Origin of the sequence: Exiguobacterium sp. LL15, assembly GCF_024436095.1 — a bacterium.
Taxonomy (GTDB): Bacteria; Bacillota; Bacilli; order Exiguobacteriales; family Exiguobacteriaceae; genus Exiguobacterium_A; species Exiguobacterium_A indicum.
Genome location: NZ_JANFNX010000001.1, coordinates 1,963,590 through 1,977,666, shown reverse-complemented (window position 1 = coordinate 1,977,666; position 14,077 = coordinate 1,963,590). Strand labels below are relative to the sequence as shown.

General features: G+C 45.9%; 13 protein-coding genes and 2 tRNA genes. All 15 read left to right on the top strand.

Annotation, left to right across the window (positions count from 1 at the left end):
• Positions 1-37 precede the first annotated feature (37 nt).
• The 15 genes from NOM72_RS10375 (at position 38) to NOM72_RS10305 (ending at position 14,028) form a co-directional block, all read left to right on the top strand.
• Positions 38-111: transfer RNA gene (locus NOM72_RS10375), tRNA-Met, on the top strand.
• Positions 112-122: 11 nt separating this feature from the next.
• Positions 123-196: transfer RNA gene (locus NOM72_RS10370), tRNA-Ile, on the top strand.
• Between the two features lie 116 nt (positions 197-312).
• Positions 313-1,773 (top strand): alpha-amylase, encoded by a 1,461-nt coding sequence (locus NOM72_RS10365; protein ID WP_023467536.1) that lies wholly within the window; start codon positions 313-315, stop codon positions 1,771-1,773.
• 93 nt (positions 1,774-1,866) lie between these two features.
• Positions 1,867-2,475 carry a superoxide dismutase gene (locus NOM72_RS10360; RefSeq protein ID WP_016404085.1) on the top strand — a complete coding sequence of 203 codons (609 nt, stop codon included), beginning with the start codon at positions 1,867-1,869 and terminating at the stop codon, positions 2,473-2,475.
• A 135-nt stretch (positions 2,476-2,610) separates the two neighbouring features.
• On the top strand, positions 2,611-4,683 hold the full coding sequence (locus NOM72_RS10355) for a peptidoglycan D,D-transpeptidase FtsI family protein (protein ID WP_023467537.1): 2,073 nt from the start codon (positions 2,611-2,613) through the stop codon (positions 4,681-4,683).
• Between the two features lie 225 nt (positions 4,684-4,908).
• On the top strand, positions 4,909-5,853 hold the full coding sequence (locus NOM72_RS10350) for a PstS family phosphate ABC transporter substrate-binding protein (RefSeq protein ID WP_023467538.1): 945 nt from the start codon (positions 4,909-4,911) through the stop codon (positions 5,851-5,853).
• A gap of 90 nt (positions 5,854-5,943) precedes the next feature.
• Positions 5,944-6,885 (top strand): phosphate ABC transporter permease subunit PstC, encoded by a 942-nt coding sequence (gene pstC, locus NOM72_RS10345; protein ID WP_023467539.1) that lies wholly within the window; start codon positions 5,944-5,946, stop codon positions 6,883-6,885.
• A gap of 1 nt (position 6,886) precedes the next feature.
• Positions 6,887-7,795, top strand: a complete 909-nt coding sequence (pstA, locus tag NOM72_RS10340; protein WP_023467540.1) for a phosphate ABC transporter permease PstA — start codon at positions 6,887-6,889, stop codon at positions 7,793-7,795.
• A 99-nt stretch (positions 7,796-7,894) separates the two neighbouring features.
• Positions 7,895-8,671 (top strand): phosphate ABC transporter ATP-binding protein PstB, encoded by a 777-nt coding sequence (pstB, locus tag NOM72_RS10335; RefSeq protein ID WP_053454494.1) that lies wholly within the window; start codon positions 7,895-7,897, stop codon positions 8,669-8,671.
• A gap of 18 nt (positions 8,672-8,689) precedes the next feature.
• Positions 8,690-9,352, top strand: a complete 663-nt coding sequence (phoU, locus tag NOM72_RS10330) for a phosphate signaling complex protein PhoU (protein WP_023467542.1) — start codon at positions 8,690-8,692, stop codon at positions 9,350-9,352.
• 107 nt (positions 9,353-9,459) lie between these two features.
• Entirely contained in the window at positions 9,460-10,182 is a 723-nt protein-coding gene (locus NOM72_RS10325; RefSeq protein WP_035398333.1) for a DUF4912 domain-containing protein, read from the top strand.
• Between the two features lie 32 nt (positions 10,183-10,214).
• Positions 10,215-12,398 carry a 1,4-alpha-glucan branching protein domain-containing protein gene (locus NOM72_RS10320; protein ID WP_023467544.1) on the top strand — a complete coding sequence of 728 codons (2,184 nt, stop codon included), beginning with the start codon at positions 10,215-10,217 and terminating at the stop codon, positions 12,396-12,398.
• A 104-nt stretch (positions 12,399-12,502) separates the two neighbouring features.
• Positions 12,503-12,652, top strand: a complete 150-nt coding sequence (rpmG, locus tag NOM72_RS10315) for a 50S ribosomal protein L33 (protein WP_012369771.1) — start codon at positions 12,503-12,505, stop codon at positions 12,650-12,652.
• Positions 12,653-12,709: 57 nt separating this feature from the next.
• Positions 12,710-13,255: a 5-formyltetrahydrofolate cyclo-ligase gene (locus NOM72_RS10310; protein WP_255999142.1), complete on the top strand. Its 546-nt coding sequence runs from the start codon at positions 12,710-12,712 to the stop codon at positions 13,253-13,255.
• Positions 13,249-14,028, top strand: coding sequence for a DUF92 domain-containing protein (locus NOM72_RS10305; RefSeq protein ID WP_029341068.1), 780 nt, complete (start codon positions 13,249-13,251; stop codon positions 14,026-14,028). The genes NOM72_RS10310 and NOM72_RS10305 overlap by 7 nt, the downstream gene beginning before the upstream one ends.
• Positions 14,029-14,077 lie beyond the last annotated feature (49 nt).

The following is a 14,077-nucleotide window of genomic DNA, read 5'->3' as shown; positions in this document are numbered from 1 at the left end:
ATCTCGTAATCTAGTAAGAGTAAGAAACATACATCATGGCGGTGTAGCTCAGCTGGCTAGAGCGTACGGTTCATACCCGTGAGGTCGTGGGTTCGACTCCCTCCGCCGCTACTATTACTTAAGGACCCTTAGCTCAGCTGGTCAGAGCAGACGGCTCATAACCGTCCGGTCGCAGGTTCGAGCCCTGCAGGGTCCATTCAGTAGAACGCTTCTCGTTGAAAAACGAGGAGCGTTTATTTTTGTTCCCCCGGGGAATAGTAAAGATATTGTAATAATATTCATACTATAGTAACTAAGGGAGAGCGAAGAGAGATGGAACGTAACCATACGATGATGCAGTTTTTTGAGTGGCATGTAGAGAATGATGGGAAGCACTGGCAACGCTTGAAAGAGCGGGCGCCTGAATTACGTGCTGCCGGCATCACGTCCGTGTGGATTCCACCGGCGTCAAAAGGTCAATCGGATGAAGATACAGGATATGGCATCTATGACGTCTATGATTTAGGCGAATTTGATCAAAAAGGAACGGTCCGTACGAAATACGGTACGAAAGATGAACTCGTCGAAGCGATCCAGGTTGCTCGTGAGAACGATATCGCTGTTTACGCGGATGTCGTCATGAACCATAAAGCAGCAGCCGATGAACTCGAGACAATCAATGTCGTCGAAGTCCATCCGGAAGATCGTTCGAAAGAAATTTCAGAAGAGTTTGAAATCGAAGCTTGGACGAAGTTTACGTTCCCGGGACGTAACGGAAAATATTCAGATTTCATCTGGACACATGAATTTTTCAATGGAACGGATTTTGATGCTCGTGAAGAAAAGACGGGTGTCTTTAAAATTTCCGGTAAAAATAAAGATTGGAATGATCAAGTTGATGATGAATTCGGAAACTATGACTATTTGATGTTCGCGAACATCGATTATAATCACCCTGAAGTCCGAGAAGAAATGATCCGCTGGGGACATTGGTTCCAAGAAACAATTGATTGCCAAGGTTTCCGACTCGATGCCATCAAACATATCAACTATGAATTCGTTCATGAATTCGCAAAATCAATGATTGAAAAAAGTGAAGGTGACTTCTATATGGTCGGTGAGTTCTGGAAATCAGATCTCGATGATTGTCGTCATTTCCTCGATAGCGTCGACTATACGATCGATTTATTCGATGTTCCGCTTCATTACAAGTTCCATGAAGCTTCGAAGCAGGGGCAAGACTTTGATATGACGACGTTGTTTGCGGATACCCTTGTCGAATCACACCCGACGAATGCCGTCACGTTCGTCGATAATCACGATTCACAACCGGGCGAATCACTGGAGTCGTGGGTGGATGACTGGTTTAAACAACATGCTTACGCGGCGATTTTACTTCGTAAAGATGGTTATCCATGTGTCTTCTACGGTGACTATTATGGTGTGCAAGGACCACATCCGGTAGAAGGAAAAAAAGAAATGATTGATGCCTTACTCTATGCACGGTATCACAAAGCGTATGGTGAACAAGAAGATTATCTCGATGATCCACATTGTGTCGGTTGGGTTCGTCGTGGAGTTGAGGAAATTGAGAACTCCGGCTGTGCGGTCTTATTGTCGAATGCCGATATGTGTGAAAAACGGATGTTTGTCGGTGAAGAACGTGCAGGTCAAGAATGGTTTGACTATACGAACCATCAAGATCACCCTGTTGTGATCGACGATGAAGGATTTGGTGTCTTCCCAGTTCCAGGTGGTGGTGTATCAGTTTTTGCTCCACGAGAAGTCGAGTAAATCCGAGGGTCTTGACTTGCGTCAACACAGGTTCTTTTGCTAGTCTTAAAGGGTATTGAAGTTTTCGAAAATAGTACAAAGGGGGACATGAACATGTCAAAATTTGAATTACCAGAACTCGGCTACGCTTATGATGCGCTTGAGCCACATATCGATGCTCGTACGATGGAGATTCACCACACGAAACACCACAACACGTATGTCACGAACGTGAATGCGGCGCTTGAGGGTACAGAACATGAAGGAAAGTCACTTGAAGAACTTCTTCAAAACTTGGATGCTCTCCCAGCAAACATTCAAACTGCAGTCCGTAACAACGGTGGCGGTCACTGGAACCACTCATTCTTCTGGAAACTGTTGAAGAAGAACGATGGTGCTGCTCCAACAGGGGAACTCGCGGCAGCAATCGACGAAGCATTCGGATCATTCGATGCATTCAAAGATGCATTCGCGAAAGCAGCAACAACTCGTTTTGGTTCAGGTTGGGCTTGGTTAATCGTTGATGGTGGGAAATTGGCAGTCGTTTCGACACCAAACCAAGATACACCAGTCATGGAAGGCAAAACACCAATCCTCGGTCTTGATGTTTGGGAACATGCATACTATCTCAACTACCAAAACCGCCGTCCTGATTACATCAATGCGTTCTTCAACGTCGTTGATTGGGATCACGTAGCGAAGCTTTACGCTGACGCGAAGTAATGTGAAAACGAGCGTATCGTTCAATTGTGAACGATACGCTTTTTTTAATGCGGAAAATGATGGGATAGGTTGTTATGGAAAGTTTCCTTCTATATAATGAAACAAGATGACTTTTGAACGATAGGGGAGTACGCCATGGCTAAACGAATCACCGTACGAGGAAGACGGCGTAATCATCTGCCGCTTCGTCTGAATTTAATGTTCTTCGTCGTTTTTTTATTGTTTGCGATTTTGATTTTCCGTTTAGGAGTCGTGCAAATCGTCAATGGTGAGAAAATTTCGCGGGAAGTTCAAAAAACAGAAATGATCGCATCAAAATATGAAGTGCCACGCGGAAAGATTTATGACCGGGATGGTCGTCTTTTGGTTGATACGATTTCTAAATACTCCATCGTCTACCGTCGCGCACAAACGACGAAAGTCGATGAACGCATTGAGATTGCACAGCGTCTTGCGGCAATCATTGATCTACCGAAAAAAGATTGGAAAGTCACGGAACGGGACATCAAGGATTTTTGGGTGGCGACGAATACAAAAGAATCGGATCGTCGATACCAAGAGGCAGTAAAAAAGAAGTATCCTTCAACAGAAGCACAAAGTAAGCTCTCGATTCCGGAGCAAGATAAAATTCGTTTAGATGCCATCACAAAAGAGGATATCGATTATGATGATCAGACAATGGAAGTCATCGCGATCAAACATAACATGGAAGTTGGTTATGCACTTGATCCGCAGCTCGTCAAACTCGGTGCATCTGCAAAAGAGATGGCGATCATCGATGAAAATCTAGAAGATTTAAAAGGTGTATCGGTGGAACCGTTTTACGAGCGTTCTTATCCATATGAAGGAACACTTCGGAATATCTTTGGGAAGTACTCGAAGATTCCAGCAGAACAACAAGCAGAGTTCAAAGCAAAAGGTTACAGCTTGAATGACCGTGTCGGAACATCATTCCTTGAACAACAGTATGAAGATCTACTGCGTGGGAAACCCGCGTACGATGTGTATGAGACGTTTAACGGAGAGCCGGTCGGTGATCCAAAACGCGAGGAAGGCGAGTCTGGTAAAGATCTCGTTTTAACTGTTGATGCAGAGTACAACAAACAAGTCGACAAAATCATGCAACAAGCCATTAAAATGGGGCGTGGCATGGGTAGTCGTTATCTAAAAGAAGGTTACGCCGTCGTCATGAATCCACAGACAGGTGAGATTCTTGCGATGTCTGGTCAAAAGTTGGATCCAGCAACCGGCAAGTTCTCAGATGTCGCAATCAATAACGTCTTGACGTCGCTTCAAATCGGTTCGACGATCAAAGGTGCAACGGTTGCGATGGGACTTGAGGAAGGTGTTATCCGTCAAAACGAAGTCATCAATGATGCTCCGATCACGATTGGTGGTACGAAAAAAGCATCGTACGTCAACATGGGAGCAATCACGGATTTGACGGCACTTGAGCGTTCATCAAACGTTTACATGTTCAATATTGCGATGCGGATGGCGAAATATCCAAGTAATGGGATCGCTGGAGCAAGTGTAGATGCAGCGGCTGCGATCATGCAGAATTACTACAGTCAGTTCGGGCTCGGAGTGACGACCGGTGTCGATTTACCGTACGAAGCAAAAGGTGTTCAAGGGACACCGGACCGTGTCACGCTACTCATGGACCGAGTCATCGGACAGTACGATGCCTTTACACCGCTACAAGTTGCACAGTATATTTCAACACTTGCCAATGGTGGCTATCGTGTTCAACCGCACTTCTTAAAAGAAGTTCTCGCGTCGAATTCGATTGAAAAAGGAACGAAACAAGTGGATTATAGCTTCAAGACGAATTACCTGAATCGGATTGAGGTCAGTCAAGATAACATTGATCATGTCCGCGAAGGATTGCATCGTGTCGTTAAAGGAGAGCGTGGTACAGCAAAAATCATTGCCCAAACCGGTATTGATGCAGCTGCGAAAACAGGTACAGCGCAGGTCAGTGTCTATGGTGATGATGGAATCGCCTTACGTGACGGAAGTGGTCAACCGGTTCGTTCATTGAACTCGAACCTTGTCGGCTGGGCACCGTATGACAATCCAGAGATGGCATGGGCCGTGTTCCTTCCTTATATGGAACAAGAAACCGTCAACTCAAAAATCGGTCACGATCTTGTCAAAGCGTATTTCAATGTGAAGGACGTACCATGGCAAACTAAGCCAAATTAACTAGAAATAAAGCGAGAGTGAGCAATCACTCTCGTTTTTTTGTTTGTATTGACCTTTTTTTCTAATGGATTTCGAATTGTAAACACTAAAAAACACGCCTTTACAATTCTTTTACGTTGGATTCATTTCGTTTTAATAGTTCATCCGTAGTATAAGTCTTGTAAGGAAAACGGATAAAAAGTCGTGACATCGTCAGCGACATACTTTCGAGGAGGAAAATTAATCATGTCTTGGATGAAAAAAACAGCACTCATCACAACGGTAGCATCAATCGCAGTAGTGGGGGCAGCATGTGGTAACGATAAAGGCGGTTCTGCTAGTTCATCTGATTTAAAAGGAAAAATCGCAATCGACGGTTCTTCTACAGTCTTCCCGATCATGGAAGCTGTCGGTGAAGAATATTCGATGGAACAACCTGACGTAGATGTCACAGTCGGTGTCTCTGGTACAGGTGGCGGATTCAAACGCTTCGTCGTTGGGGAAACAGATCTTTCAAACGCATCGCGTGAAATTAAAGAAGAAGAAGCAGCTGAAGCGAAAAAGAACAACATTGAATTCACAAAAATGGCACTCGCATATGACGGTTTGACTGTCGCTGTCAGCAAAGAAAATACATGGGTAAAAGAACTCACAATGGAGCAACTCGAGAAAATCTGGCTCGACCCGAACATCAAGACTTGGAAAGATGTCGATTCTTCTTACCCGGCTGAACCATTGAAATTCTTCAGCCCAGGGAAAGATTCAGGAACATTCGATTTCTTCTCTGAGGAAGTACTTGAGAAAAAAGACATGCGTAAAGATGTTCAATTATCAGAAGACGATAACGTTCTCGTCAAGGGTGTTGAAGGAACGAAAGGCGCAATCGGATACTTCGGTTATGCGTACTACGCTGAGAATAAAGATAAGTTGAAGGAAGTACCACTTTCTGCTGAAGGAAAAGACGCAGTCGATCCAACACCAGAAACGATCAAAGATCTCTCTTATCCACTATCACGTGAAATCTACACGTACATCAATAACAAATCGATGAAAGACAAAAAACAAGTCGCTGACTTCGTTCAGTTCACGAACGAAAACGCTGGTGATCTTGCTGAAGAAGTCGGATATATCAAAATGCCGCAAGATCGTTACGATGAAAACGCAAAAGCAATTGAAGACGCAATGAAATAAATCATCGAGTCATGAGGATGGCCCAACCGGGGAAGTCTGTACCGGTTGGGTCCCGTTCTCATGTCAAGAAGGAGTAGGGAGTGAAGAAGGATGAGTTCAACACAAAATAAATCGGTTCGCGAGCTGATTCAACAGAACCGACAGCAAAAATATAGTATGAAAAACGTCATGGAACGCGTCATGCCGATCGTGTTATTCCTTTGTGCGTTCGTCTCGGTCGTTACGACCATCGGCATCATTCTCACGTTAGTCATTGAAACAGAGCACTTCTTCGAAGTCGTTCCGTTCAAGGAATTCTTCGGCAGTACGAGCTGGTATCCACTCAACTCACAACCAGAGTATGGAATTTGGCCGCTTGTCGTCGGGACGCTTGAGATTACCGTGATTGCGATGCTAGTTGCCGTGCCGATCGGTCTCACATCAGCGATTTATTTAAGTGAGTACGCGTCAGACCGCGCACGCCGTATCTTAAAACCAATTCTTGAAGTCTTAGCAGGTGTTCCAACGATCGTCTTCGGATTCTTCGCGTTGACGTTCGTCACACCAGTACTCGTAAAATTGATTCCAGGTATTCAAATTTACAATGCGCTCAGTCCGGGAATTGTCGTCGGGATCATGATCATTCCAATGATTGCTTCGATTTCTGAGGATGCGATGAGCTCTGTTCCGAAAAAAATTCGTGATGGTGCACTTGCACTCGGTTCGACACGTCTTGAAGTCGCTTTGAAAGTCGTCGTTCCAGCTGCCTTATCAGGTATCATTGCGTCGATCGTACTCGGTATGTCACGTGCAATCGGTGAGACGATGATCGTAACGATCGCTGGTGGTTCGAATCCGACAGCTGCGATCGATCCACTCGAGCCAGTCCAAACGATGACAGCGTATATCGTTCAGGTTGCCTTAGGTGATGCTGGATTTGGAACTGTCGAATATTACAGTATCTATGCGGTTGGTACACTCTTGTTCGTCTTCACATTAGTGATGAACTTACTTGCGAACTGGATCACACGTCGCTTCAGAGAGGAGTACTAAGATGGCCTTACCAGAAAAGCAACCTGTCTCAAAAAAATTCATTGATCCGGTCGCGGTGAAGAAATCCATTAGCCAGCGACTCATCGTCAACAACGTCACAAAAGTCATTTTCCTTGCTGGACTGTTCTTCGGTCTCGTCGTCTTAGGTATTCTCCTGTTCGGCGTCATCCGTGACGGTGCGTCATGGTTATCACTTGAGTTTCTACAAAATGCACCATCACGCCGTTCGGAACGGGCTGGGATTTATCCGGCGTTAATGGGCTCCATCTTCTTGATGCTCCTCATCATCCCGATGATTTTCATCATTGGTGTCGGGGCAGCGATTTACCTAGAAGAGTATGCGAAGAAGAGTCGGATGACTTCATTCATCGAAGTCAACATCTCAAACCTTGCAGGTGTACCATCGATCGTCTTCGGTTTACTTGGTTTGACGTTCTTCGTACGTAACATGGGCTTCGGCTCGACATTGATTGCAGGAGCCTTGACACTCGCGTTGATGAGTCTTCCGGTCGTCATCGTCTCGTCTCAAGAGGCGATCCGTGCCGTTCCACAAGCAATGCGTCATGCATCACTTGCACTCGGTGCGTCAAAATGGCAAACGACGTTTAAAGTCGTTCTTCCGGCATCACTACCAGGTGTCATTACTGGGATCATCTTGGCTGTATCTCGAGCAATTGGTGAGACAGCACCACTCATCATGGTCGGAGCTGCGATTTTCATTGCTCGTGCGCCAGAAAGTATTTTCTCAGAATTCACAGCATTGCCGATTCAAATCTACAACTGGACAAGTCGTCCGCAAGCAGATTTCCAAGGACTTGCAGCTGCGGGAATCATCGTCTTAATGGTCATTCTCTTGACGATGAACTCACTTGCGATCTGGATCCGGAACCGTTTCTCAAAACGTTATTAATCGAACGAGATAGATAGAAGGGATTTCTTTTAAGGAGGAAGACAGATGATGGATACGAAGCTGAATACGAAATCAGTCGTTACAGAAGGGACAGAGCGTATGAACCAACCAGTAGCAGCACGTGAGAGCGTCTATAACGTCAAAGACTTAAACTTATGGTACGGTGACGATCATGCGCTGAAAGATGTCAATCTCGACATTAAGAAAAATGAAGTCACGGCAATCATTGGACCGTCTGGCTGCGGGAAATCGACATTCATCAAAACATTGAATCGAATGGTCGAACTCGTTCCGATCGTACGGACGAATGGTGCAATCGAGTATCACGGACGTAATATCTTTGATAAAGAATACGGTGTCGAAGAATTACGGACATCGGTCGGAATGGTCTTCCAACAACCGAACCCATTCCCAAAATCAATCTATGACAACATCGCTTATGGTCCTCGTGTCCACGGTGTTAAAAACAAAAAGATCCTCGACGAGATCGTCGAACGCAGTTTACGCCGTGCGGCAATCTGGGATGAAGTCAAAGATCGTTTGAACGAAAATGCCTACGGTCTTTCTGGTGGTCAGCAACAACGTCTTTGTATCGCGCGTTGCCTTGCAATCGAGCCAGATGTCATCTTGATGGATGAGCCGACATCGGCACTTGACCCGATTTCTACATTAAAAGTAGAAGAACTCGTCCAAGAATTGAAATCAGACTACTCGATCATCATCGTGACACACAACATGCAACAGGCTGCACGTGTTTCGGACAAAACAGCGTTCTTCTTGAATGGTGAAGTCGTCGAGTTCGATCAAACAGACCGGATCTTTGGAAATCCGAGTGACAAACGGACGGAAGATTACATTTCAGGACGATTCGGATAAGAAGGGGAGACGAGACGAATGGCAGCGAACCGTACGATTTTTGGAGAAAATCTTGCAATACTCGATCAAAAGGTCTTTTTACTGGCTCGCAAGACGATGCAACAGATCGCAACAACGGCAGAAGCACTCGAAAAATATGATCAAGACATCGCGCGTAGTGTCATCGAAAACGATAATGAACTCGATGATCTTGAACTTGAAATCAACGATGATGCGATTCTCTTAATCGCGAAGCAACAACCCGTTGCGACGGATTTACGACGAATCATCACCGCGATGAAAATTTCGTCGGATCTCGAACGGATTGCAGATTATGCGGGGAATATCTCAAAAGCGGTTCTTCGTGTCGAAACATTCCCGTATGTCATCGATATCTCTTTGTTGAAAGAAGCATTCGAGACATTACTGGATATGACGGAAACTGCGATCGTCGCCTATCGTGACGGAGATGTCGAGAAAGCAAAAGCCTTGTCTGATCTCGATAACGTCATTGATGAGACGACATATAAGGCACTTCGCCAGTACATGCGTCACATGTCACTTCAGCCGATTGTCGTCGATGAAGTTATGCAATTCACGAACATTTGCCGCTACATCGAGCGGATGGGTGATCACTTGACGAACGTCGGGGAGCATCTGATCTATCTCGAAAAAGGAAAACATTATGATTTAAACGGATGAATCAAGTAGGCAGGAGGAATTTCCTCTGCCTACTTTTTTTGTAAAGGGATTCGAAACACGTTTGTAGAATAGGAAAGAAGTGAATAATGACAGAGAGGTGATTGGGAATGCTTGAGCAAATCATTAAATTGAAAGAACAAGGGCTGACAACAAAACAAATCGCAGCTCAATTGGATACGACTGAAGGAAAAATCAAATATGCGTGGACTAAATATCGTAAATCGTTAACAGAACAACCTTTAGTAGCGCCGAAAGTAGAATCAAAAACGGTCAAGCAGACAAAAAAGTCGACTGCACCTGTATTAGACGTCGTACCGTCTGTGCAAGTGGTACCTTCGCTAGAACGTGACGCGTTTGGAATGGCGACACATTACGAGGATGACATCCTCCACGCCATCGTTCAGTCACCGACAGCGTTATACGTCTACTGGGAATTGTCTGAACTGTCGAAACAGTTGCTAGAGACGCACTATCACACGACGTTTGATTCGTTCCGTAAAGAATTACGCATTATTGATGTCACGCTTGTTGAATATGAACAAGGACAGGCAAATCGGACGTATCAATTCGAGCTACCAGAAATGACGAATGCTTGGTTCGTTCGACCAGTCGCCCCGAATACTACATACATCATTGAATGGGGCATTCAAACGATCGACGGGGACTTTGTTCCAGTACTGCGTTCAAAACCAGTCGAAACGCCACGTGACGAGCCAGTTACGGACGGACGGTTCGCGGAAGTCGTGCATCATTGGCAATACGGAGAGGTCGAACAACCGGAATGGGTCGAAGTATTACGTCCTTACTCCTATTTCGATCGCGTCCGATAATGGAATTAGAGAGAGGGAAAGGAAGAGAAGCTATGCGAAAAGGATATTTTTCACTCGTCTTACATGCACATTTACCATATATCCGTCATGAAGAGGCGCATCGTCTAGAAGAACGGTGGATGTATGAAGCGATTTCAGAAACCTACATCCCATTATTGTGGGAGGTCGATCGCTTGTCACGTCCGCTCGGCTGGACGGTCAGCATTTCACCACCCGTCATCGAGATGCTTGCCGACCCATTGATTCAAGAGCGGTATATCGAGCATATCGAGGATACGTTACGTTTGATTCGCCAGGAACTAGAGCGAGAGCTTGCTCAAAAGGAACGAGATGCGCTTCTATTCTATCAAGACCGCTATCAAGATTTATTGAATACGTTCCTTCACTGGGAAAAAGATTTGAACCGCGCATTCCGTCATTACAAGGAGCAAGGTTATCTCGATTTGATTACGTGTACGGCGACGCACGGATTCAGTCCGCACATGTTGTCTGAACAAGCGGCACGTTCTGAAATTCAGACGGGATTGAACTGTTTCGAACGTCATTACGGATTCCGTCCATCTGGTCTTTGGATGCCAGAGTGTGCGTATACGCCAGGACTTGATCGTATTTTGTATGAAGAGGGCATTCGTTATACTTTCGTTGACGAACATTCAATCTTAAACGCGGATCCGTCACCGAAACACGGAATCGGAGCACCTGTCTATTCGCCGCACGGTGTGGCACTGTTCCCGCGTGATCAAATCATTTCCGGGAAGATTTGGAGCTCTGTCATCGGATACCCGGGTCATCCGGATTACCGCGAGTTTTATCGTGACCTTGCGTACGATCGAGAGTGGGATCAAATCGCTGAGTTCATGCACCCGGAAGGCTTACGTTATGATACAGGATTGAAATTGCATCGTGTAACAGGAGAAACGGATCAAAAAGACTATTACGTTCGTGATTGGGCATGGCAACGGACAAGTGAGCACGCAGCAGACTTCGCACAAGCACTTGGTGAACATTTAGATGCGCATCAAGGACAAGACTTCCCACCGTTCCTTGTCACAGCACCATTTGATGCCGAATTGTTCGGTCACTGGTGGTTTGAAGGTCCCGACTTCCTCGGTAAAGCGATGGAACGTTTAGAAGATCAAGGAATTGAGTCGATTTCACCGGCGATCTTCCTCGAACGTCACTTCCAAGACATCGACACGGCGCACGTCGCGATGGGAACGTGGGGACGAAAAGGCTACGCGGAAGTCTGGATCAATGAACGGAATGACTGGATGATTCGTCATCTCCATCAGCTTGAGAAGAGACTAGCAGGAATCGTAGCTCGAAATCGTCATCAAGATGCGTTGACTGTCAAAGCGAAGCGTCAACTCATTCGAGAATACCTCCTCGCTGTCTCGAGCGACTGGCCGTTCATCCTTGATGGACAGACGACAGCGCAGTATGCTGCGAATCGTTTCCGGGAGCATATCTTACGTTTTGAAGAAACCGAGCGTCGACTGGATGCTGAGGAGCTGACGGTGGAATGGTTGGATGCTCGATATCGCGAATATCCTTTTCTTCAAGATTCAGATATTGAACCGGATGTCTTCTTGACGGCACATGATTACTACGTGGCAGTGAAGCGTGAGAAATCTTGGAATACAGACGCCATCTTATTGTTCGTCCGACAATATGATGCGTCAGACCGACCAGCTTCGGAGCTCGCTCGACGGCTCGCTGCTGCTGGTGAGAACGTCTATGTCGTCACGGAACATCCGGAAGCGTATCGATTTGAAGAAGGTGTTCACGTTTACGGAGTGCAAGTGACAGGTCTACCGCTCGTTCAGACCTATAACCAACTGGCGGCACTAAATTTAGCCTTCTTACGCCAAGCGCAAGCTTTGAGTAAGATCGTTGATTTCGCAGTCATCCACAACTTCAACATGGAGACCGCATCAGCTGCCCAAGCTATCGCGAAGATCAAAGAGTTGCCACTCGTCAGTAACGTCTACGATGTCGAAAGTGAGCGTTCTCCTGATCGTTCAGGTGGTCTGGTCGTTGCCTTAAAACGACTTGAAGGAGATGCGTTGCGCCAATCAGCGGTTGTTTATCTAGAACGAGAAGAGTCACGTCACGGGGTGGAGCAAGAGTATCACGTCGAAAAGAAGCCACTGCGTTTTGAAGAGAACCTTGAAAAACCATATCAACACGTGACGAATCCGAAAAAGAACGGATGAACAGTTGCAATTCCTTTCCTTTCTTGGTACGATACTTGAGTATGCTTAACCTTATGTAAAGCAAAATCACTTGATACATCGAGAGCTAGATAGGAGGGAATCCCATGCGCGTTAAAATCACATTAGCTTGCACTGAAACTGGTGACCGTACTTATATCACTAAAAAGAACAAGCGTAACAACCCAGAGCGTCTTGAGTTGAAGAAATACAACCCACGTCTCCGTAAGCACACACTTCACCGTGAAGTGAAATAATTGAGATGGAAGCCGTCACTTCGTGTGATGGCTTTTTTTGTGGAAAGGAAGACAACTATGAATAAACAAGAAGTACGCCGTCTGATCAAAGAACGACTCGATATGATGGAGAACCGTGCGGAAAAGGAACGATTGATTCACGAACATGTCTTGTTACTACCTGAATGGCAACAAGCGACCTGTGTCGCAATCACGTTAGCTTTTCGAAATGAATGTGATACAAGAATGCTGATTGAACAAGCGTGGCAAGAGGGCAAGACGGTCTTGATACCAAAAGTAGTCGGAGACGAGATGGTCTTTTATGAACATGGACCAGAAGATCAACTGCAAGCAAATCAGATGGGGATTGCTGAACCGATCGCTTCAGCACGTCGCGCCTCACTTGATCAAGCAGAGCTTTGCCTCGTTCCAGGTCGCGCCTATCGTCGGGACGGCTATCGTTTAGGATGGGGAGGAGGCTATTACGATCGTGCACTCGTGCCATATACAGGATGTAAAGTATCGATTGCCTTTTCTGAACAACTTCTTCCAGATTTCGAAGTGGAAGCCTTTGATATCCCCGTTGACTTGATCGTCACTGAATTAGAGGTCATCCGATGTTGAGCGCGACCATTTTGTTTTGTCTATTGCTTGCTTGGACCGGACGATCTTTTCGTTTATTGACGACAAGTGGTGCTATCATGACCCTGCTCGTCGGTAGTGGTGTCTCTTTCGGATTCGGTTGGCAAGGATTAGTAGTACTCTTACTCTTCTTTGGTAGCTCGAGTCTGTTATCGAAGGTCGGACGATCTAGAAAACAATCGGTCGACTCCATCGTTGAGAAAGACGGCGCGCGTGACGGATGGCAAGTCCTTGCGAATGGAGGGGTAGCGTTCGTTGCTGCCTTAGCGTATGCCATGACGATGGATTTTGCGTATCTCTTGTTATTTCTATTCGTCATCGCAGCATCGAATGCTGATACGTGGGCATCTGAAATCGGACCGCTCTCAAGACGTGATCCGTGGTCTCTCAAAACGTTACGACGGGTACCAGCAGGAACGAGTGGAGCGATGTCGCTGATTGGAACGATCGGTACGATCGCAGGAGCTGCGTTCATCGCTGTAGCAGCGCATTGGATATTTTCTCTTTCTTTAAGACACGTCTTACTCGTAACAAGTATCGGTGTACTCGGGAGCCTACTGGATACACTATTTGGAGCGGTAGGGCAACGCGTTTACCGATGTACGGTTTGTGGGGAATACACGGAAAAGCGAGAGCACCATGGTCAACCGACGGCTTACGTTTCAGGCATTCGATTTTTAGGGAATGACGCTGTCAATGTCTTAACGAGTGGTTTGGCAAGCGGAATCGGGTTTATCATCGTTCGATTTTGGTAACTGGAAAGTATGTGAGTATGTAATTCCTTATGTTAGGATATTAATGACA

Coding starts and splice junctions, on each gene's coding strand:
- NOM72_RS10365 (WP_023467536.1), top strand. CDS start 313: ATGGAACGTAACCATACGATGATGCAGTTTTTTGAGTGGCATGTAGAG.
- NOM72_RS10360 (WP_016404085.1), top strand. CDS start 1,867: ATGTCAAAATTTGAATTACCAGAACTCGGCTACGCTTATGATGCGCTT.
- NOM72_RS10355 (WP_023467537.1), top strand. CDS start 2,611: ATGGCTAAACGAATCACCGTACGAGGAAGACGGCGTAATCATCTGCCG.
- NOM72_RS10350 (WP_023467538.1), top strand. CDS start 4,909: ATGTCTTGGATGAAAAAAACAGCACTCATCACAACGGTAGCATCAATC.
- pstC (WP_023467539.1), top strand. CDS start 5,944: ATGAGTTCAACACAAAATAAATCGGTTCGCGAGCTGATTCAACAGAAC.
- pstA (WP_023467540.1), top strand. CDS start 6,887: ATGGCCTTACCAGAAAAGCAACCTGTCTCAAAAAAATTCATTGATCCG.
- pstB (WP_053454494.1), top strand. CDS start 7,895: ATGAACCAACCAGTAGCAGCACGTGAGAGCGTCTATAACGTCAAAGAC.
- phoU (WP_023467542.1), top strand. CDS start 8,690: ATGGCAGCGAACCGTACGATTTTTGGAGAAAATCTTGCAATACTCGAT.
- NOM72_RS10325 (WP_035398333.1), top strand. CDS start 9,460: ATGCTTGAGCAAATCATTAAATTGAAAGAACAAGGGCTGACAACAAAA.
- NOM72_RS10320 (WP_023467544.1), top strand. CDS start 10,215: ATGCGAAAAGGATATTTTTCACTCGTCTTACATGCACATTTACCATAT.
- rpmG (WP_012369771.1), top strand. CDS start 12,503: ATGCGCGTTAAAATCACATTAGCTTGCACTGAAACTGGTGACCGTACT.
- NOM72_RS10310 (WP_255999142.1), top strand. CDS start 12,710: ATGAATAAACAAGAAGTACGCCGTCTGATCAAAGAACGACTCGATATG.
- NOM72_RS10305 (WP_029341068.1), top strand. CDS start 13,249: ATGTTGAGCGCGACCATTTTGTTTTGTCTATTGCTTGCTTGGACCGGA.